The 19,100-nt window shown below is 63.3% G+C and carries 18 protein-coding genes; 5 read left to right on the forward strand and 13 right to left on the reverse strand.

Features of this window, described 5'->3' with window-relative positions; genetic code table 11:
- Positions 1-215: 215 nt before the first annotated feature.
- Entirely contained in the window at positions 216-2,603 is a 2,388-nt protein-coding gene (locus AC1DVS_RS06420; protein ID WP_478021384.1) for a membrane-bound PQQ-dependent dehydrogenase, glucose/quinate/shikimate family, read from the forward strand.
- Between the two features lie 14 nt (positions 2,604-2,617).
- Here AC1DVS_RS06420 and AC1DVS_RS06425 read toward each other — a convergent pair whose 3' ends face one another.
- Entirely contained in the window at positions 2,618-2,983 is a 366-nt protein-coding gene (locus AC1DVS_RS06425) for a hypothetical protein (protein WP_478021386.1), read from the reverse strand.
- Positions 2,984-3,020: 37 nt separating this feature from the next.
- Positions 3,021-4,352, reverse strand: coding sequence for a 30S ribosomal protein S12 methylthiotransferase RimO (gene rimO / locus AC1DVS_RS06430; protein ID WP_478021388.1), 1,332 nt, complete (start codon positions 4,350-4,352; stop codon positions 3,021-3,023).
- A 114-nt stretch (positions 4,353-4,466) separates the two neighbouring features.
- Here rimO and AC1DVS_RS06435 point away from each other — a divergent pair, with 114 nt between their 5' ends.
- The 4 genes from AC1DVS_RS06435 (at position 4,467) to AC1DVS_RS06450 (ending at position 7,273) form a co-directional block, all read left to right on the forward strand.
- On the forward strand, positions 4,467-4,868 hold the full coding sequence (locus AC1DVS_RS06435) for a DUF1761 domain-containing protein (RefSeq protein WP_478021390.1): 402 nt from the start codon (positions 4,467-4,469) through the stop codon (positions 4,866-4,868).
- Positions 4,869-5,156: 288 nt separating this feature from the next.
- On the forward strand, positions 5,157-5,579 hold the full coding sequence (locus AC1DVS_RS06440) for a DOMON-like domain-containing protein (RefSeq protein WP_478021392.1): 423 nt from the start codon (positions 5,157-5,159) through the stop codon (positions 5,577-5,579).
- The gene (locus AC1DVS_RS06445) at positions 5,576-6,772 is read left to right on the forward strand and encodes an exo-beta-N-acetylmuramidase NamZ family protein (RefSeq protein ID WP_478021394.1); all 1,197 of its coding nucleotides are present in this window, start codon (positions 5,576-5,578) and stop codon (positions 6,770-6,772) included. Before AC1DVS_RS06440 ends, AC1DVS_RS06445 begins: the two co-directional genes overlap by 4 nt.
- 36 nt (positions 6,773-6,808) lie before the next feature.
- Complete coding sequence (locus AC1DVS_RS06450; RefSeq protein WP_478021396.1) at positions 6,809-7,273, forward strand: YciE/YciF ferroxidase family protein; 465 nt, start codon at positions 6,809-6,811, stop codon at positions 7,271-7,273.
- Positions 7,274-7,276: 3 nt separating this feature from the next.
- On the opposite strand, the gene AC1DVS_RS06455 is transcribed toward AC1DVS_RS06450, so the two are convergent.
- From AC1DVS_RS06455 to AC1DVS_RS06505, 11 genes are all read right to left on the reverse strand, one after another.
- Positions 7,277-8,455 carry a vWA domain-containing protein gene (locus tag AC1DVS_RS06455; RefSeq protein ID WP_478021398.1) on the reverse strand — a complete coding sequence of 393 codons (1,179 nt, stop codon included), beginning with the start codon at positions 8,453-8,455 and terminating at the stop codon, positions 7,277-7,279.
- Positions 8,456-8,471: 16 nt separating this feature from the next.
- A complete protein-coding gene (locus tag AC1DVS_RS06460) occupies positions 8,472-9,605 on the reverse strand; it encodes a hypothetical protein (protein WP_478021400.1) in 1,134 nt (377 codons plus the stop codon).
- 23 nt (positions 9,606-9,628) lie between these two features.
- On the reverse strand, positions 9,629-10,717 hold the full coding sequence (locus AC1DVS_RS06465; RefSeq protein ID WP_478021402.1) for a hypothetical protein: 1,089 nt from the start codon (positions 10,715-10,717) through the stop codon (positions 9,629-9,631).
- A 65-nt stretch (positions 10,718-10,782) separates the two neighbouring features.
- On the reverse strand, positions 10,783-11,511 hold the full coding sequence (locus AC1DVS_RS06470) for a class I SAM-dependent methyltransferase (protein ID WP_478021404.1): 729 nt from the start codon (positions 11,509-11,511) through the stop codon (positions 10,783-10,785).
- 52 nt (positions 11,512-11,563) lie between these two features.
- Positions 11,564-12,127: a CHAP domain-containing protein gene (locus AC1DVS_RS06475; RefSeq protein ID WP_478021406.1), complete on the reverse strand. Its 564-nt coding sequence runs from the start codon at positions 12,125-12,127 to the stop codon at positions 11,564-11,566.
- A 119-nt stretch (positions 12,128-12,246) separates the two neighbouring features.
- Positions 12,247-13,101, reverse strand: coding sequence for an AAA family ATPase (locus AC1DVS_RS06480; RefSeq protein ID WP_478021408.1), 855 nt, complete (start codon positions 13,099-13,101; stop codon positions 12,247-12,249).
- Between the two features lie 78 nt (positions 13,102-13,179).
- The gene (locus AC1DVS_RS06485) at positions 13,180-13,845 is read right to left on the reverse strand and encodes a DUF6975 family protein (RefSeq protein ID WP_478021410.1); all 666 of its coding nucleotides are present in this window, start codon (positions 13,843-13,845) and stop codon (positions 13,180-13,182) included.
- 346 nt (positions 13,846-14,191) lie between these two features.
- Positions 14,192-16,219 (reverse strand): RNA polymerase sigma factor RpoD, encoded by a 2,028-nt coding sequence (gene rpoD / locus AC1DVS_RS06490; RefSeq protein ID WP_478021412.1) that lies wholly within the window; start codon positions 16,217-16,219, stop codon positions 14,192-14,194.
- Positions 16,219-18,090 (reverse strand): DNA primase, encoded by a 1,872-nt coding sequence (dnaG, locus tag AC1DVS_RS06495; RefSeq protein ID WP_478021414.1) that lies wholly within the window; start codon positions 18,088-18,090, stop codon positions 16,219-16,221. Before dnaG ends, rpoD begins: the two co-directional genes overlap by 1 nt.
- Positions 18,087-18,506, reverse strand: a complete 420-nt coding sequence (locus tag AC1DVS_RS06500) for an endonuclease domain-containing protein (RefSeq protein WP_478021416.1) — start codon at positions 18,504-18,506, stop codon at positions 18,087-18,089. The genes dnaG and AC1DVS_RS06500 overlap by 4 nt, the downstream gene beginning before the upstream one ends.
- Positions 18,507-18,558: 52 nt before the next feature.
- Positions 18,559-19,011 (reverse strand): GatB/YqeY domain-containing protein, encoded by a 453-nt coding sequence (locus AC1DVS_RS06505; protein WP_478021418.1) that lies wholly within the window; start codon positions 19,009-19,011, stop codon positions 18,559-18,561.
- Positions 19,012-19,100 lie beyond the last annotated feature (89 nt).

Here is a 19,100-nt window from a genome sequence, read left to right on the forward strand (position 1 = left end):
AAGCGGGACCATAGAGGCCGCGACAGGAGGCGTGAAGCCGCCGCTTGGTCGCGGGGCAGATAGTGGGCGCGCTACCGCCAGCGACTTTCTAACCTACGATAACGTATCGCGGAAAAACAGAAATCTGACGGAAATGTCATGGGAACAATGACAAATCTCGCCGGTTCGAAGCCGCGGGGCAGCAAAGGGGAGGGCGGTAAAACAGGATCGCGCACATGCCCAGAACCCGCAGCTGGCCCGCCCTCATCATCGGCACCATCGTCGCGCTGATCGGACTGGTGTTGACCGTCGGCGGCGTGTGGCTCGCAGTGCTGGGCGGGTCGCTTTATTATTTCCCGACCGGCGTCGCGATGCTGGTGGCCGGTGTGCTGCTCGCGCGGGGCCGGCTGCTTGGCGGCTGGATCTATATCGCCTTGGTGGTGCTGACCCTGCTCTGGGCCTTTGCCGAAGTGGGAATCAACGCTTGGGCGCTTGTGCCGCGCATCGTTGCGCCGATCGTCTTGCTGATCGCGGTGCTGGCGGTGATGCCGACGCTTTCGGCAAGCCCCACGCGGTGGCGATCAGGGTTGGGCGCCATCGCTGCCGTGCTGATCGCGACGGCCCTGTTGTTCGTTGCGATCGGCACCCATGACGATGTCGCGCTCGCCGCGCTGCCCGCGCCGCAATCGCCCGGCTATGCCGATCCCTCGGGTCAGGCAACCGGCGCGGACTGGCCGGCTTATGGCGGCACCTATAGCGCGCGGCGCTTCTCGCCACTCGCGCAGATCACGCCCGACAATGTCGGCAAGCTGCAGCGCGCCTGGCTGTTCCACACCGGCGACATGCCTTCCAGCCCGCAGATCGCGAAGACCTATGGCGCGGAGAATACGCCGCTGAAGATCGGCGACACGCTCTATGTCTGTACGCCGAAGAATCTGGTGATCGCGTTAGATGCGGGCAGCGGCGCGCAGCGTTGGCGGTTCGACCCCCACGTGTCCGACGAGGCGATCCCCTATACCGCGGCATGTCGCGGCGTGAGCTATTATGCGGTTCCCGGCGCGGTGGCGGGCTCGGCTTGCGCGGCGCGCATCGTCGAAGGGACGCTCGACGCGCGGATCGTCGAGATCGATGCGATCACCGGCAAGCGCTGCGGCGACTTCGGCACCAATGGCGAAGTCGATATCAAGCAGGGCATGGGCAAGGTGCCGCCGGGCTATGTCTCGATCAACTCTCCGCCGACCATCGTGCGCGGGGTGATCGTCAGCGGGCATCAGGTGCTCGACGGGCAGGATCGCTGGGCGCCCTCGGGCGTGATCCTCGGCTATGACGCACTGACCGGCAAGCTGCGCTGGGCGTGGGACATGATGCGCCCGGACATCACTGGCATGCCGCCAGCGGGTCAGGCCTGGACTCGCGGCACGCCCAATATGTGGACGATAGCGAGCGGCGACGAGCAACTCGGGCTGGTCTATCTGCCGATGGGGAACTCGAGCGCGGACTATTACAGCAGCCTGAGGCGGCCGCCGGAGAATGCGTACGCAACCTCGCTGGTCGCGCTGGATGTGACGACGGGCAAGCCGCGCTGGCATTTTCAGGCGGTGCGCAAGGATGTGTGGGATTATGATTTCGGCAGCCAGGCGACGCTGATCGATTATAATGGCACGCCTGCGCTGGTGCTGCCGTCCAAGCAGGGCGACCTCTATATTCTCGATCGCAGGACCGGCACGCCGCTGACCCCGATCGGCGTGATGAGGGCGCCGGGTGGCGGCGTCGAGCCTCAGGAGCGTTCACCGACGCAGATCTATTCGAAATGGCAGACGCTGCGGAAACCCGACCTTATCGAGCGCGATATGTGGGGCATGTCGCCTATCGACCAGATGATCTGCCGCATCCAGTTTCGCCGTGCGAGCTACAAGGGCTTCTTCACCCCGCCCGAGGCTGACCGGCATTCAATCGAATATCCGGGCTATAATGGCGGCAGCGACTGGGGCGGGATTGCGGTCGATCCGCAGCGCGGCGTGATCGTCGCGAACTATAACGACATGCCCAATTATGTGCGGCTCTATGATCGCGCCGAGGCGAGGAAGCGCGGATGGGCACCGCGCGATCAGGCCCGCGGGCAGATCGGCGCGCCCGAGGGTGCGGGCGATCCGCAGGCGAACACGCCCTACGCGGTCAACGTCAATGCCGGCTGGCGGATCAAATTCACCGGGCTCCTGTGCAAGCAACCGCCTTATGGCGGCATCCGCGCGATCGATATCCGCTCGGGCAAGACCTTGTGGGACCGGCCGTTAGGTACTGCGCGGACCAACGGGCCGTTCAACATCCCTTCGATGCTGCCTTTCCATATCGGTACGCCGAACAACGGCGGCGCGGTCGTCACCGCCGGCGGGGTCGTGTTCATTGCCGCGGCGACCGACAATCTGATCCGGGCGATCGATCTCAGGACTGGCAAGACTCTCTGGTCCGATGTGCTGCCGGCGGGTGGGCAGGCGACGCCTTTGGTTTATCAGCAGGGCGGGCGCGAATATCTCGTCATCGTCGCGGGCGGCCATCATTTCATGGAGACGCCGATCGGTGACTCAGTTGTGGCCTATGCGCTGCCGCAGCATGGCCGGACGTAGGTCGCGGAACTGGCTCAGGTGGTAATGCGCTTCTCGCGGTGGATGGTCTGGATTCCTGCCTGGAGGGTTTGCGCCTTGCAGGTCGCACCCGGCGTGCCGGTCGTGGCGCAATAGGTGCTGGCCACGCCGACGCTCGTGACATTGCCGGCCTCGCCCTTCGCCACGGTGAGCGACTGCGGCTGCGCGCCGGGGTCGTCGAATTTGAAGATGCACTTGCCGCTGGAGCTTTGCTTGCAGCTGAAGATCGCAACGCCCTTGTCGGCATCGACATCGACTGAATAGGCGATCGAGTCCACGCGGCCTACTCCGCAGGCGGCGAGCGGGATGGCGAGCGCTATCGCCAGAAACACCACTCTCGCCATTGCCGCCTCCCTGCGCATGATCGCCAAGTGTATTATACGATCAACACACAGTCAATCAGACCGGAACGCCGAACAGGTCATGCTCGTCGGCATCCTCGATCTCGGCGCGGATGATGTCGCCTTGGGCGAGGTGGCCGGCATCGCGGAGATGGACTTCGCCGTCGATCTCCGGAGCATCGGCCTTGGAGCGGCCGGTCGCGCCGCCGCCTTCGGGGTCGACCGCGTCGATGATCACGTCAAGGGTGCGGCCGATTTTCGCTGCGAGCTTCTCGGCGGAAATGCGCGCGGTGAGTTCCATCAGGCGGGCGTAGCGCTCTTCCTTGATCTCTTCGGGGACCGGGTCGGGCAGGGCGTTCGCCGCGGCGCCCTCGACCGGCTCGAAGCGGAACGCGCCGACGCGGTCGAGCTGGGCCTCTTCGAGCCAGTCCATCAGATAGCGGAAATCATCTTCGGTCTCGCCGGGGAAGCCGACGACGAAGGTCGAGCGGATTGCGATGTCGGGCTCGATCGTGCGCCAGTTCCTGATGCGCTCCAGGATCTTCGCTTCGTTGGCGGGGCGCTTCATCGCTTTCAGCACCGCGCGCGAGGCGTGCTGGAACGGGATATCGAGATAGGGGAGGACGAGCCCCTCGGCCATCAGCGGGATGACCTGATCGACATGCGGATAGGGGTAGACATAGTGGAGCCGCACCCAAGCGCCGAGCTTGCCGAGCTCGCGCGACAGGTCGGTCATATGGGCGCGGACTTCATGGCCGTGCCACATGCGTGGGTGGTGCTTGATGTCGACACCATAGGCCGAAGTATCCTGGCTGATGACCAGTAGTTCCTTCGTGCCGGCCTCGATCAGCTTTTCGGCTTCGCGCAGGATCGCGTCGGGCCGACGGCTGACGAGATCGCCACGCAGACTCGGGATGATGCAGAAGGCGCAGCGATGGTTGCAGCCCTCCGAGATCTTCAGATAGCTGTAATGGCGCGGGGTGAGCTTCAGGCCCGCATCAGGAACGAGATTGAGGAAGGCGCTGGGCGGCATCGGCGCCGCCTCATGGACCGCGCCGACCACTTCCTCATATTGATGCGCGCCGGTGACGGCGAGGACATTGGGGAAGCGGGCGCGGATGACCTCCGCTTCCTTGCCCATGCAGCCGGTGACGATGACCCGGCCATTTTCAGCGATCGCCTCGCCGATTGCCTCGAGGCTTTCCTCCTTGGCGGAATCGAGGAAGCCACAGGTGTTGACGAGCACGACATCGGCGCCGGCATAATCCGGGGACATGGCATAGCCATCCGAGCGGAGCTTGGTGAGGATGCGTTCGCTGTCGACCAGGTTCTTGGGACAGCCGAGCGAAACCATGCCGATTTTCGGCGGGGTGGGGAGGATTGTTGCCATGGGAAGCGCCGCACATAGCGATTTTAGACGCTTTTGAACAGGGTGGGTGAGTCTGCTTTCCGAGCCGGCCGAATGGGCATATCGTGGCGCCAACGAAATGAGGGGAGAAGCGCCTTGGGAACCGAAATACATTGGCTGTCGATCCTGGTCGCGGCGGTTTCCGGATTCCTTGTCGGCGGGCTCTGGTACGGGCCCATCTTCGGCAAGGCCTGGCAGGCGGCGCGTGGCCTGAGCGACGACGCCATGAAGAATGCCAATATGCCGATGATCTTTGGCCTGACCTTCGTGCTGAACCTGTTCTCGGCCTTCATCCTCGATCACACGCTGAGCACCTATGGTGCCCCTGGCCTGAACCTTTCGGTGATGATCTCCAGCGGTGTCGCGCTCGGCTTCATCGTGCCGGCTATCGGGGTGAACTATCTGTTTTCGCGCCAGTCTCTGCGGTTGTTCATGATCGATGCGGGATATTGGCTGGTGATCTATTCCGTGATGGGTGTGGTGTTCGCGCTGCTGTAGAGGCAATGGCGACCTTGAATGGGCAAGGGCGCGGGAGTTTCGGATGAAAGCGTGGGAGGTGCGCGAGATCGAAGAATTCAATCCGGGTTGGGAAGACCTCTATAGCCGGATCGCGCGACCATGACCGACATCCCAACTGGGCCCCGGCCTTCGCCGGGGAAGGCAGAAGAGTTTGTGCTTGTGCCCCATCCTGATTTCCCAAACCCCGCGATTCAATCGATCACGGTGGAAGCGCAACGGGGCGATAAGTTCGGAGATCTTGATCTCACCTACTGCGTTACCGGCGCCATGGACACTGTGCTGTGGCCGCTCCCCAGCCGGGGCGGGCGCGGCGACAGGCTGTGGGAGCATAGCTGCTTCGAGGCGTTTGTCGGTCGCGCTGGCGAGGCAGGCTATAGCGAGCTCAATCTCGCCACGTCAGGACAATGGGCGGTCTACGCGTTCGATGGGTATCGCTCCGGTATGACGGCGGTCGAGCGGCCGGTGGCCGCCCTTAGCGTCGGTTTCGGCTCAGAGATGGTCACGTTGGAGGCCTCGATCTCACTGCCGATCCTAACTCTCGGCAGCGAATGGGAGCTAGGCCTATCCGCGATCATCGAGGCGAAGGACGGCAGCAAATCCTATTGGGCGCTCTCTCACGTCCCCGGGCCGCCCGATTTCCACAACCGGGATTGCTTTACCGCCCGCCTGGCGGCACCCACGCGGTCATGAAATTCGGTATCGATCGCCTGCTCGCCGACCCGGCTCTTCGCGCCCCGCTTGAGGGAAAACGCGTTGCGTTGCTCGCGCACCCCGCGTCGGTGACGGAGGACCTGACCCATTCGCTCGACGCGCTGGTGGCGAGCGGGCTCAATGTCAGCGCTGTGTTCGGGCCGCAGCACGGCGTGCGTGGAGACCTGCAGGATAATATGATGGAGTCGCCTGACTTTACTGACCCGACCTATGGCATGCCGGTGTTCAGCCTTTACGGCGAGGTGCGCCGGCCCACCGGTCAGTCGATGGGCACGTTCGACGTGATGCTCGTCGACATGCAGGATCTGGGCTGCCGCATCTACACCTTCATCACCACGCTGCTCTACGTGCTCGAGGCGGCGGCCGAGCATGGCAAGGCGGTGTGGGTGCTCGACCGACCCAATCCCGCCGGACGGCCGATCGAGGGGCTGACGCTGCTGCCCGGATGGGAAAGCTTTGTCGGCGCCGGGCCGATGCCGATGCGGCACGGGATGACGCTCGGCGAGCTCGGCCATTGGTTTGTCGCTACACGTGGTCTCGACGTGGAGTACCGGGTGATCGCGATGGAAGGCTGGCAGTCCGACGCCGCGCCCGGCTTTGGCTGGCCGGCCGATCGGGTGTGGATCAACCCGAGCCCGAACGCCCCGAACCTGAGCATGGCACGCGATTATGCCGGGACGGTGATGCTCGAAGGCACGACACTCTCCGAAGGGCGCGGCACGACGCGGCCACTCGAAATCTTCGGCGCGCCCGATATCGATGCGCGCGCGGTAATGGCGGAGATGCGCCGTCTGGCGCCGGAATGGCTGACCGGCTGTTCGTTGCGGGATATCTGGTTCCAGCCGACCTTCCACAAGCATGTGGGTCAGCTCTGCAACGGCGTGCATATTCATGCCGAGGGGCCAGCATATGATCATAAGGCATTCCGGCCCTGGCGAGTGCAGGCGCTCGCCTTCAAGGCAATCCGGCTGCTGTATCCGGAATATCCGCTGTGGCGCGATTTTCCGTATGAATATGAGTTCGGCAAGCTCGCGATCGATGTGATCAATGGCGGGCCCGGCCTGCGGGAGTGGGTTGATGACGGGGTGGCGGTGGCAGGCGATCTGGACGCGGCTACCGTGCGGGACGAGGAAGCGTGGGCGGAGGCGCAGCGGCCCTTTTTGCTCTACTGACGCGCAACCAAACATCCGGCAGACAGTTGGCGTGGGATGAGCCAGACTAAGACACGCGAAGCGCTGTTCACCAGCTGCGTTCAGGATCTGCACGCGGGCGAACTGCTGCTCGTCGAGCGCCTGCCAGGCATCCTTGATAATGCCGAAGATTCGCCGCTACGCGACATTTTGAAGGCGCAGATCAGCCAAAGCCAATCCCAGGCAGAGCGCCTTCGTGCTACTGGCGAGGATGTGGCGGGACCGCCCAATTTGTGGATGGCCGGGATTCTCGATGACGCCGAGCGCGATACACAGTCGATCGTCCCCGGGCCGCTGCTCGACGTTGCGCTGATCGGCGCTATCCGCAAGGCAAAGGCGGCCGAGATCGTTTCCTATGAGACTGCGGTTTCAACGGCGGAGGCGCTGAGGAACCCCGCTGCCGCCATTTGCACGGCCATCCTTCAGGAGGAACGAACGGCCGATGCCGCGCTGCACGCGCGCCTGATAGCCCTGTCGAGCTAAGGCCTATCGCTTTCGCGTGAGCTCGCGCATCGCATCGTCCAGCCCGGCCAGCGTCAGCGGATACATGCGGTCATTCATCAGCTCGCGGAAGATGCGGACTGATTGCGAATAGCCCCATTGCTGCTCGGGCACCGGGTTGAGCCACACCGCCGCAGGGTAGGTCGTGGTCAACCGGTGCATCCACACCGCGCCTGATTCCTCGTTATAATGTTCGACCGAGCCGCCCGGATGGGTGATCTCGTACGGGCTCATCGAGGCGTCGCCGACGAAGACAAGTTTGTAGTCGTGGCCGAATTTGTGGAGCACGTCCCACATCGGCGTGCGCTCGCTGAAACGGCGGCGGTTGTCCTTCCACACGCCCTCGTACGGGCAATTGTGGAAATAGAAGAATTCGAGATTCTTGAACTCCGTGGTCGCGGCCGAGAACAGCTCCTCGCAGAGCTTGACCCATGGGTCCATTGAGCCGCCGACATCGAGGAATAGCAGCAGCTTCACCGCATTGTGCCGCTCCGGCCGCATCACCACGTCGAGCCAGCCCTGGCGCGCGGTGCCGTCGATCGTCGCGTCGATATCGAGTTCGTCGGCGGCGCCTTCGCGGGCGAAACGGCGCAGGCGGCGGAGCGCGATCTTGATGTTGCGAGTGCCGAGCTCCTTCGTATTGTCGAGATTCTTGAAGTCGCGCTGGTCCCAGACTTTCAACGCCCGCTTGTGCTTGCCCTCGCCACCGATGCGCACGCCTTCCGGGTTATAGCCCGAATTGCCGTAAGGGCTGGTGCCGCCGGTCCCGACCCATTTGTTGCCGCCCTGGTGGCGCTCATGCTGCTCCTCGAGCCGCTTCTTGAGCGTCTCCATGATCTCTTCCCAGGAGCCGAGCGACTTGATCGCCTCCATCTCCTCGGCCGAGAGATATTTCTCGGCGACCGCGCGCAGCCAGTCCTCGGGGATATCGGCATTCTGGGTGCCGAACGTCGTGGAGATGCCCTTGAACACCTTGGCGAAGACCTGGTCGAAGCGATCGAGCAGCCCCTCGTCCTTCACGTACACGGCGCGCGAGAGGTAATAGAAATCCTCCGGCGTCCGGTCGATCACGTCCCGGTCGAGCGCCTCGAGCAGGATGAGATGCTCTTTCATGCTCGCCTGGATGCCGGCCGCACGGAGCTCGTCGAGGAAGTTCAGGAACATGCGCTGGCCTTCGCGATCATTTCAAACTGTTGGTGTCGATGTTGATGGTCGTCTTTCCGTCCGGTGTGAAGGTCGTGCTCGATCGAACCATCGCTCCGTGCGTGTCAGTGCCGCTGATGATCGCGCCAAGCTGGGCCAGGTTAGGCATGCGCTCGAAGCTGCCGAGCACATCGACAAAACCGATCCCGTAATGCTTTACGACAAAGCCTTTGCCGATATCCTTGCCGAGCAGCAGCAACGGCTCGACGGCGATGGTGCCGCCGGCATCGTCGAGCAGGACGAGCGCGGTCTGGCCGTCATCGGCGCTCGCCGGCGCCAGCACTGCGAGCGGGCCCCGGTTGTTCGTCTCGACCTTGCCGCGAATGCACAGCGTGGAGGCACCGTTGCGCGGGAAGGCAAGAGGCGGAGTCGCGACGGTAACGGTGCCCTTAGCCTCATCCTTCACCGTGATGGAGCCGCCCAGCAAAGACGCAAACAGGGCATTGGTATTGGAGGCCTTGTCGCCGAGGAACTGCGCCGGCTTCTCGTCCGCAGCCGGGCACGGAGCGGTGAGCTTGAACGGTGTGGCCGGCATCGGCTTGTCCTTGCCGTCGAACCGCATGCCCGCCAGCAGAGCATCGAATGCTCCCTCAACCTCGGCACGGCGTTCCGTGGGGCCGCTCACGCGCAGGGCGACCATCCAGCTTCCCGCGCGAACGAAGCCGGCGACCGAAGCCAGTGGCTTGCCGGGCTCGAGCTCACCCTTGTCGTAAACGCGGCGCGTCGCCGCTTGCGGAATGCTTCCCGCCGCCGCGACGCTGTCGCTGACCAGCACGAGATTGGGGCCGAACCGCTCACGGATCGCGCGGTCGGTGGCCCAGGTTGCGAGCGCTGTATCGGCATAGGTCGCGTAGAAGATATAGACGGTGGCGAAGACCATCCCATCGTCGGATTCATATTGGGCGACGTTGTCGATGCCCTGGCCCTTGAGCGACGCCTCGCCGGTCTTCGTGAGCGAGACCACACCCGCCTGCGCCGGAATGCCGATCCCGCTCGCGGCGACAGTGGCGAGATCGCCTTTGACGTGCCACGCCCCCTCGTCGGGGCTCACCTGTGCCCATGCGGGCGCGGCGACTGCGAGAAGTGCGACGGCCAGGAATGTGCGAAACATTGCCCTGCCTCGCTCCGCGCACCTCATTTCAGCGTTCCGGTAGAGATATTGACGCTGGTATCGCCGCTCGCCTTGATCGTGGTGGATGAACGCACGGCCAGCAGCTCCTTCTGCTCGCCTGCCAATATCCTGGCCAGCTGATCGTTATCCGGCATCCGGTCCATTTCGCCGAGGACAAGGGTTCGGCCGATCTCTGCCTTGCCAAGGGTATAGCCCTCGCCGAGCAGGTTCTTCTGGACCGAAACCACATCGTCGACATCGTTCAGGGGCAGGAGGATGATCTCCGGCGTGCTCGTGCCGGCCGGCTGGAGGATCTCAAGCCCGCTGTCGCCTAGGGTACCCCGCACGCAGACACGCGTGAGGCCGTTGGCCGGAAAATTGGGCTGAAGGCCGTCGCCCTTTCCCTTCGGCTTCTCGGTGCCGACCGAGGAGCTGAGCGCAGCCGCCAACGCGTTCGCGCCTGATTTGTCCGACCTGAAGGGTTTCACCGTGCCGGAAGCCGCCGGTGGGCAGGGTGGTGCGAAATCGAGCGGCGCGGCCGGGAGGACATAGGCTTTGGAATCGAATTTCGTCGCGGTCAGCATCGCGTCGAGCGCTGCCTCCACCTCAACGGGGCGGTCGACCGGGCCGGATACACGGAACACCAGGATCCATCCATTGACATGGGCAAAGGCGGCGGCGCTGGCGAGGGGGCCGGAATCCTGGATCACACCGCCCGAGTAGGTCATGCGGATCGCGGCATTTGGCTGGCCGCCGATCGGCACCACTGTCTGCGACAGGCGTTTAAGTCCGCTGCCATATGCCAGGCGAATTGCCCGGTCGGTCATATAGGCGGCGATCGCAGCATCGGGATAGCCGGGGCGATATACATAGATCGTGGCCCATATCTTGCCATCCGCGCTGCGGTATTTGGCGATGTTGTCGAGCGAGGTACCCTTGTGGGAAGACTCGGCGGTTTCAGTGAGACTGAGCCCGCCGACACTACGCGGGAAGGACACATTGGCCGGCGGTGCCGCGATGCGTTCTCCCGATCCTTTCCACACGCCTTCCAGTTTCTGAGCCGCAACCGGGCTGGCGGCGGCGCCAAGCAGCAAAAGCAGATATCGGATCAACGGCTTCCCTCCCAGTCAGGTCAAACTCTGTACGACGATCACGAGCCCGGCAAGCGCCGGTGTGATCAGCCCGGCTTCGTTGCCGAAAAGCGGCGCCCGAATACGCCCCAGAGCAGGATCGGTCCGCTCATCCGCACATCGGTTGCGCCGAGGCTTTTCAGCTGGTCGGCATAGGCACCGGCATGACGGATATCGTAGATCAGGATGTGCCCGCCCGGTTTGGTGACTCGCCAGATCTCGGCGACGGCCTGGGTATGGCCCGGTTTGTCCTCGATATTGTGGATCGCTGTCATTGAAGCGATCACGTCGAACTGACCGTCAGCATAGGGCATGGCGCGCATGTCGCCGGTGTCGATCACGAGCCGGTCAGCAACGCCCGCCGCCTCGGCATTGGCGGTCGCGCTTCCCGGGTTGTTGTCGCTCAGATCGCGCGCCTGCCAGAGATCGAGGCCGTGAACTTTCCCGTCCGAACCGAGGCGGCGGGCGGCGCCGATCGCGACCAGCCCGCGCCCGCAGCCGACATCGAGGACCTGCTCGTCACCGCGCCAATCATGTTCGTCGAGGAGGCGCCGCATGACGATCTGCTTGAACCAGAGGCTCGAGCTGATCATCCATATCGTCATGCCCGTACAGATCAGCCCGGTCGCGCGCATCGTCGGCAGGAACGGGGCGAGCCATTCGGGGCTCCCGTGGAAATGGAAATAGGTGACGATCGAGAGCAGAACGGCGCCAGCGACGGCAAGATTGCGGACCACGCCGGGCGCGTCGATGCCGTAATTTTCCCGTTTCGCCATCGTGATCCCCTCAGGCGCGGCAGCATGCCACGCGCTGCTGAGGGTGCAAGTATCAGTGTTCGTAGGCGTCGATCAGCGCGCCGACATAATCGGGGTCGCGGCCGGTGAGTTCGGCAGCTGGGTGGGCGCGGGCGATCTTGTGGTTCTCAGGCGTGCCGTAGATGAAACCATAGACCGGATAGCTGGTGCTCCCGAGGCCATCCATGTCGCGATACCAGACCCGGACCCGGCTCCAGTCATTGTCTTCGGAAACGTCGGTCAGAGTCACATCCTGCTCGGCATGGCCGCGCTCGCCGTCTATCCGCGACCAATTGGCATGAGTCACCATCGCAACGCGCGAGGTGACGACCCGGCTGATCACCGCGACATGGCCCAGCGGGAGGCGCCCGGTTCGCGCAAAGACGATGACCGCACCCGCACGCGGCACATCGCCGCGCTTGTAACGGCCGTCGGCCTGGTCCCACCAGGTCCAGGCGTCGCCAAAGATCTGAATGCCGGAGGCGGCGCGGGCGAAGGGGACGCATTCGCCGACATAATCGAGCAGCGAACTCGCACGCGCCGGGGCCATGGCAAAAGCCGAGCCCGCGAGTGCGATGGCTGAGACGAGGTAACGCATACACGGGCACCATCAACGGCACCCCCCCAAGTAACGGTATTGGGGCGTGGTTAAATTCGGGTCAATAATGTTTTTTTGCCATCTTCGGCACGCGATTTCAGCGACGTAAGAAGGCCCGCCTAGGCCTTATTGGCCTGTCGCTTCGCCATGAAGGCGAGGCGTTCGAACAGCATCACGTCCTGTTCGTTCTTCAGCAAGGCGCCGTGCAACGGCGGAATCGCCTTGGTCGGATCGCGATTCTGAAGGACCTCGAGCGGCATGTCCTCATGAAGGAGGAGCTTCAGCCAGTCGAGCAACTCACTGGTCGAGGGCTTTTTCTTCAGGCCCGGCACGTCGCGGACATCGTAGAAGATGTCCATCGCCTTGTTGACGAGGATCTTCTGGATACCGGGGAAATGGACGTCGATGATCGCCTGCATCGTCTCCCGGTCGGGGAATTTGATATAGTGGAAGAAGCAGCGGCGCAGGAACGCATCGGGCAGTTCCTTCTCGTTGTTCGAGGTGATGACGACGATCGGGCGCTCGGCGGCGCGCACTGTCTCTTTCGTCTCATAGACATGGAATTCCATGCGATCGAGCTCCTGGAGGAGATCGTTCGGGAATTCGATATCGGCCTTGTCGATCTCGTCGATCAGCAGGACGGGGACTTCGGGCGCGGTGAACGCCTCCCATAATTTGCCCCGGCGGATATAGTTGCCGATGTCATGGACACGCTCGTCGCCGAGCTGTCCGTCGCGGAGACGGGCCACCGCATCATATTCGTACAGGCCCTGCTGCGCCTTGGTGGTGGATTTGATGTTCCACTCGATCAACGGCGCGCCGACTGCCTTGGCGATCTCATAAGCAAGCACGGTCTTGCCGGTGCCTGGTTCTCCCTTGACGAGGAGCGGGCGGCGCAGCGTGACCGCCGCATTGACCGCGACCTTCAGGTCATCGGTTGCGACATAGCTTTGTGTGCCCTCGAAGCGCTTCATGCAGGTCCAATCCCGTTTCGAATATCGGGTTTGGGATAGAGGGCTTTTGTACCTCGGCGCAAGCGCCGGGTTTCCGCTTTATTGATGGTTGCGTGCGCTCGCGCGGGCCTCGAGCAGGTCCCACAGCCCACGATGCTGAGCGAGGATCTGCTGTGCACCGAATGCCATGGCGCGTTCGATCGCCGCCGTTTCCGCCAGCGCCGAGACCAGGGATGCCGTCTCGAAACCATCGGGCAGGGTCGAGGCGGGCGGTTCGACGCCGAAGCGGCGCGCGGCGATATCGAGCGTTTCGCGAATCGCTGCCCAATCGAGGATCAGCGCGATCGCCGCGCCGGTCGCGCAACCGGCACGATCGGACTGGGCGAGCATGTCAAGCGCGTGGCGCTGGGCCGAGATCGCAGCCTCGGTTTCAGCCTGGCCGGGCGTCGAGGGCAGGGGGCCTGCAGCGGCGGTCAGCCGCGCGAGATAGGTGCGCTCGTCGGTAAAGCCGACCGCGGCCGATTCGAGCCAGTCCAGCGCTGAATTCTGGCCGCAATGCTCCAGCGCATAATCGATCACCCCCKGGTGACGACCATGGAGCGCACAGAGCGCATGGACCGCGTCAGCCAGGTCGCGCACCGCGACGTGCGGCCTTGCGAGCAGGCGGGGCATCGCGTGCGTGGCAGTGCCGTCGTCCGACGCCAACATGGCAATCGTACCCCAGCTTCCACCTATCCGCCGCTCAAGTGCTGAATCGAAAGCCATGAACCTCCAGGGGGCTGGGTTGAAACACCGGTGAAACCGGCTTCGCGCCCCTTAAGGCCCAGGGTTATACCGAAGGGCGTAAAGACCTGGTGTAGAGCAAGTTAAGCCTGTCTCAACCTTGATCCAGAGCAATGCCCGGCTCGGCGCCGACTAGCGAACGGCGCGGGAAAGGCGATGGTTGCCGTAACCCTCTGATAGAGCTTGTCTATGCAGCGCGGGCTCGCTGGGCGTGGCTCAGCTCACCGGCCGAAGCGACTTGCACGCCTGATTCGATATCCGTGAAAATTTGATCCGAAATGGGCTCTATTTCAGCACGGATGTCGCCGGCTTTCGCCGGCGAATCGCGTCACTGATCGAGGAAGCTGCGCATCTTCCGCGAACGGCTCGGGTGCTTGAGCTTCCTCAGCGCCTTGGCCTCGATCTGGCGGATACGCTCGCGCGTCACCGAGAATTGCTGGCCGACCTCTTCGAGCGTGTGATCGGTGTTCATGCCGATGCCGAAGCGCATGCGCAGCACGCGTTCCTCGCGCGGGGTGAGACTCGCCAGAACCCGCGTCACGGTTTCCTTGAGGTTGGCCTGGATCGCGGCATCCACCGGGATGATCGCGTTCTTGTCCTCGATGAAATCGCCGAGATGCGAATCCTCCTCGTCGCCGATCGGCGTTTCGAGGCTGATCGGCTCCTTGGCGATCTTCATCACCTTGCGGACCTTTTCGAGCGGCATCGAAAGCCGCTCGGCCATTTCCTCGGGCGTGGGCTCGCGGCCCTGCTCGTGGAGGAACTGGCGGCTGGTCCGCACCAGTTTGTTGATCGTCTCGATCATATGGACTGGGATACGGATCGTCCGCGCCTGATCGGCGATCGAGCGGGTGATCGCCTGACGGATCCACCAGGTGGCATAGGTGCTGAACTTGTAACCGCGGCGATACTCGAACTTATCGACCGCCTTCATCAGGCCGATATTGCCCTCCTGGATGAGATCCAGAAACTGAAGGCCGCGATTGGTGTATTTCTTCGCGATCGAGATCACGAGCCGCAGGTTCGCCTCGACCATTTCCTTCTTGGCGATCCGCGCCTCGCGCTCGCCCTTCTGCACCATGTTGACGATGCGGCGGAACTCGCCGAGCGACATGCCAGTCGCCTGGCTGATCTCCGAGATTTCAACCCGGATGCGATCGACGGCATCGCCCTCATTGGTGACGAAGGCAGTCCATTTCTTGTCGAGCTTCGACACGCTCGGCAGGAACTGCTCGTCGAGCTCATGGCCGATATAGCGATCGAGGAAATCCTTGCGCGGCACCTTGTGGCGCTCGGCCAGGCGCAGCATCTGCCCGCCCAGCGCGGTGAGGCGCCGGTTGAAGGCATAAAGCTGATCGACCAGATATTCGATCTTGGCATTGTGGAACTGCACGCTCTCGACTTCCGCCGTGAGTTCCTCGCGCAACTTCTGATATTTGCGCTCGTCAGCGTTCGACAATTCGCCGCCGGCCGACATCGAATCGAGCCGCTGCTGCTGGACGCGCGAGAATTTCTTGTAGAGCGAGGTGATGCTCGCGAAGCGCTCCAGCGCCTGCGGCTTCAACTGCTCCTCCATCTGCGCGAGGCTGAGGGTGTTATCCTCCTCCTCGTCATCCGATGCGCGCGGCGTGCGCCGCTCCTGCATCGAATCCTCTTCCTCCTCGGCGGGGGCCTCTTCGGGCTCTTCCTCTTCCTTGAAGGATGGACCGGCGGTCTTTTCCGAAATCTCGCCCGAGCCCTCGTCGTCGTCGGTCAGCGATTCAGGCGCCGGATCCTTGGAGAGCATCGCGTCGAGATCGAGGATCTCGCGCAGCTGCATCGTGCCTTCGTTGAGCGCGGTCGACCAGTCGATGATCGCGTTGAAAGTGATCGGGCTTTCGCACAGCCCCAGGATCATCGTGTCGCGGCCGGCCTCGATGCGCTTGGCGATGGCGATCTCGCCCTCGCGGCTGAGCAGCTCGACCGCACCCATCTCTCGCAGATACATGCGCACCGGATCGTCGGTGCGATCGATGATTTCTTTTTTCTTGGTCTCGAGCGCAGGCGCGCTTTCCTCGGACGAATCGACCGACTCGACCTCGTCCTCGGGCTGATCGGCCTCTTCGCCGTCTTCGCCGGCTTCATCGTTCTCGACGATGTTGATGCCCATTTCGTTCAGCGCGGACATGACATCCTCGAGCTGATCGGACGACATCTGGTCCTGCGGCAATGCCTCATTGAGCTGGTCGACAGTGATGTAGCCACGCTTTTTGGCGCGGGCGATCAGCTTCTTGATGGAAGCATCGTTCAAGTCGATCAGCGGAGCGTCGGTGCTTTCACCGCTCTCGTCACTACCGCCACCGTTCATCTTCGTCATCAATTGCCCTCAGCACTAAAAGCTCTGGCGTCTTCGTTCGCTTGCACAAGATTTGCAAGTCGTGCGTCGAGCGCCTGTTGTTCCTTCACCAGCGAAACCTGCCGTTGGAAGGCTTCGTCCGTATAACCCGCCATCAGCGCGGTCGTTGCTTCCGCCAGCGCGGCATCCACTTCGGGACGCGCCACCAGAATAGCGATCGCTTCGTCGAGATCCTCACGCGCCCGCGCCGGCTCGGCGTCTTTCTGCGTAAACGAGCACGAGAGTTGATCGGCCCGTAACAGATCGGTGGCCATTATATCGAATCCTGATTTCGCCAATATGGTAAGCAGGCGCTCGCTATCAAGCGCCTGATCTTCGACGGCGAGATCAATAACCGCTTCAAACAGCCGGCCGAGCGCCCCGTCGGCGAGCTTCAGAGAGCCGAGAACCTCCATATGGCGGGCGATTTCAGCCGGGTGGCGGATCAGCCCGGCGAGCACTGCCTTGGCGAGAATTCGGTCGATTCCGGCGGCGCGGACCCCCTTGGCGGCATCAGTAACCGGGATGTCGGGCGCTTTCCAGGGCTGGCCCGGCTTGCGCTTGGCGCGCTCGAACGGGACGAAAGCCGGGCGGACGCGGGCATAAAGCGCATCGAAACGACGGTTGAATTCAGCGAGATACTGGGTGCGGACATCGGCATCGGCGATTGCCTGGGCAAGGCCGGTGTAACGCTGTTTGAGCCCAGCCTTTTGTTCGGGCGTGTCGAGCGGCTCGGCGGTGAGTTCGTGGGCCCAGAGGCGATCAACCAAAGGTTCGGGTTTTTCGAGCAGGGCAGCGAAGGCGGCAGGGCCCTTGGCGCGAACGAAATCATCGGGATCGACGCCAGCGGGCAGGGTGACGAAAGCGAGGCTGCGCCCCGGTGCAAGCATCGGCAGGGCACGATTGGCTGCGCGGATAGCCGCCTTTTGTCCGGCCGAATCGCCGTCGAAGCAGAGAATCGGTACGTCAGTCAGCCGCCACAACCGTTCGAGCTGCGCTTCGGTGAGCGCGGTGCCGAGCGGGGCGACCGCTTCGCCAAAGCCGGCCTGGGCGAGGGCGATCACGTCCATATAGCCCTCGACCACCAGCACCCGGCCGGATTTACGCGAGGCCGGGGCGGCGCGATCGAGATTGTAGAGGCTGCGGCCCTTGTCGAAGAGCGGGGTCTCCGGCGAGTTCAGATATTTGGGTTCGCCGTCTCCGATGATCCGGCCGCCAAAGGCAATGGTGCGGCCGCGCGGATCACGGATCGGGATCATCAGCCGGCCGCGGAATCGATCATAGGGCTCCTTGTCCTCAACCGAGATCAGCAGCCCCGCCTCGATCAGCATCGCATCGCCGAAGTCACGAAGGGCGGTGCGCAGCTTGCCGCGCGAATCGGGGGCGAAGCCGAGGCCGAAATCGCGGCGGGCTGTATCGGACACGCCGCGCTTTTTGAGCAGCGCCACCGCTTCGCCGCCGTCGAGCCCGCCGAACTGGGTTTCGAACCAGTCAGCGGCGGCCTTCATCACGTCGTGCAGCCCCTTGGACTGCTCCGCTTTTTCAGCGGCGCGCGGATCCATCGCGGGCAATTCCATGCCCGCTGCCTGGGCGAGCTCCTTCACCGCATCCATGAAAGGCAGGCCGCGCTGATCGGTCATCCAGCGGATCGCGTCGCCATGCGCGCCGCAGCCGAAGCAGTGGTAAAAGGCCTTGTCGTCGTTGACGTAGAAGCTTGGCGACTTCTCGTTGTGGAAGGGGCAACAGGCACGGAATTCGCGTCCCGCCTTTTGCAGCTTGGTGGTGCGGCCGATCAGCGCCGAGAGAAGGGTGCGGGCGCGGAGCTCGTCGAGGAATTGCGGGGAGAGGCTCATGAGCGTTCGCGGGAGACGCGCGCACTTCTGCTCCCCTCCCGCTTGCGGGAGGGGCTGGGGGAGGGCCTGTCAGCCAGTGCGCGTTCGATGGTCGCCACGACTCCTTCGATATTCTCCAACACTTCATTGTTCCAGAAACGATGTACGGCGAATCCCTGCGCCTCAACAAATTGCGTTCGAGCGAGATCGGCAGCGGCGCTCCAGTCGTGCTGGCCGCCATCGACTTCAATCGCCAGCTTGGCGGTTCGAGAGACGAAGTCGCAGATGAAAGGGCCGATCGGGAATTGAGTGTTAAAGCGGACTCCAGCGAGCTTCCGCGCGTTCAGCTGCGTCCAAAGCTTGCGCTCGGCATCCGTCGCATTCGAGCGCAATTCGCGCGAACGCATGGTGGGTCTGGCGTAGCCTTTGTCCGACATGCCCTCCCCCAACCCCTCCCGCAAGCGGGAGGGGAGTTTTGTTGCGCTTACCTTAGCCCAAAGCCGCCTTCACCAGCCCGCTCGCTTTGCTCATATCCAGCGTCTGCGCATGTCGCGCCTTCAGCTCGGCCATCACCCGGCCCATATCCTTCAAGCCCGTAGCGCCCAGCTCCGTCTTGATCGCCTCGATCGCGGCGCTGGTCTCGGCCTCGCTCATCTGCTGCGGCAGGAACCGCTCGATCACGGCAACCTCTGCGGCCTCGGCGTCGGCGAGCTCCTGGCGGTTGCCCTTCACGAACATCTCGATCGATTCGCGGCGCTGCTTGACCATTTTCTGCAGCACTTCGACCACCAATGTGTCGTCATCGTCGGGCGACTTCCCTGTGCGCGCCTCGATGTCGCGATTCTTGATCGCCGACTGAATCAGGCGGAGTGCCGCCGTGCCCTCCTTGTCGCCGCCCTTCATGGCGGTGATGAGTGCAGCCTTGATGTCGTCGCGAATCATGCTCGGTCCTTTTCGGTAATCCGTACCCCTAGCCGGACCACCGGGGTTTTAACAGATTGACGCTCCCGCTTCGCGTCTCTAGCGACCAC

This window comes from Sphingomonas sp. P3_C5 (assembly GCF_056402635.1).

What these genes read in the sequence shown, in the direction of transcription:
- AC1DVS_RS06425 (WP_478021386.1), bottom strand. Translation starts at nt 2,983, where the DNA reads ATGCGCAGGGAGGCGGCAATGGCGAGAGTGGTGTTTCTGGCGATAGCG.
- AC1DVS_RS06480 (WP_478021408.1), bottom strand. Translation starts at nt 13,101, where the DNA reads ATGAAGCGCTTCGAGGGCACACAAAGCTATGTCGCAACCGATGACCTG.
- AC1DVS_RS06505 (WP_478021418.1), bottom strand. Translation starts at nt 19,011, where the DNA reads ATGATTCGCGACGACATCAAGGCTGCACTCATCACCGCCATGAAGGGC.
- rimO (WP_478021388.1), bottom strand. Translation starts at nt 4,352, where the DNA reads ATGGCAACAATCCTCCCCACCCCGCCGAAAATCGGCATGGTTTCGCTC.
- AC1DVS_RS06445 (WP_478021394.1), top strand. Translation starts at nt 5,576, where the DNA reads ATGAAATTCGGTATCGATCGCCTGCTCGCCGACCCGGCTCTTCGCGCC.
- AC1DVS_RS06420 (WP_478021384.1), top strand. Translation starts at nt 216, where the DNA reads ATGCCCAGAACCCGCAGCTGGCCCGCCCTCATCATCGGCACCATCGTC.
- rpoD (WP_478021412.1), bottom strand. Translation starts at nt 16,219, where the DNA reads ATGACGAAGATGAACGGTGGCGGTAGTGACGAGAGCGGTGAAAGCACC.
- AC1DVS_RS06470 (WP_478021404.1), bottom strand. Translation starts at nt 11,511, where the DNA reads ATGGCGAAACGGGAAAATTACGGCATCGACGCGCCCGGCGTGGTCCGC.
- AC1DVS_RS06475 (WP_478021406.1), bottom strand. Translation starts at nt 12,127, where the DNA reads ATGCGTTACCTCGTCTCAGCCATCGCACTCGCGGGCTCGGCTTTTGCC.
- AC1DVS_RS06450 (WP_478021396.1), top strand. Translation starts at nt 6,809, where the DNA reads ATGAGCCAGACTAAGACACGCGAAGCGCTGTTCACCAGCTGCGTTCAG.
- AC1DVS_RS06455 (WP_478021398.1), bottom strand. Translation starts at nt 8,455, where the DNA reads ATGTTCCTGAACTTCCTCGACGAGCTCCGTGCGGCCGGCATCCAGGCG.
- AC1DVS_RS06460 (WP_478021400.1), bottom strand. Translation starts at nt 9,605, where the DNA reads ATGTTTCGCACATTCCTGGCCGTCGCACTTCTCGCAGTCGCCGCGCCC.
- AC1DVS_RS06500 (WP_478021416.1), bottom strand. Translation starts at nt 18,506, where the DNA reads ATGTCGGACAAAGGCTACGCCAGACCCACCATGCGTTCGCGCGAATTG.
- AC1DVS_RS06440 (WP_478021392.1), top strand. Translation starts at nt 5,157, where the DNA reads ATGGACACTGTGCTGTGGCCGCTCCCCAGCCGGGGCGGGCGCGGCGAC.
- dnaG (WP_478021414.1), bottom strand. Translation starts at nt 18,090, where the DNA reads ATGAGCCTCTCCCCGCAATTCCTCGACGAGCTCCGCGCCCGCACCCTT.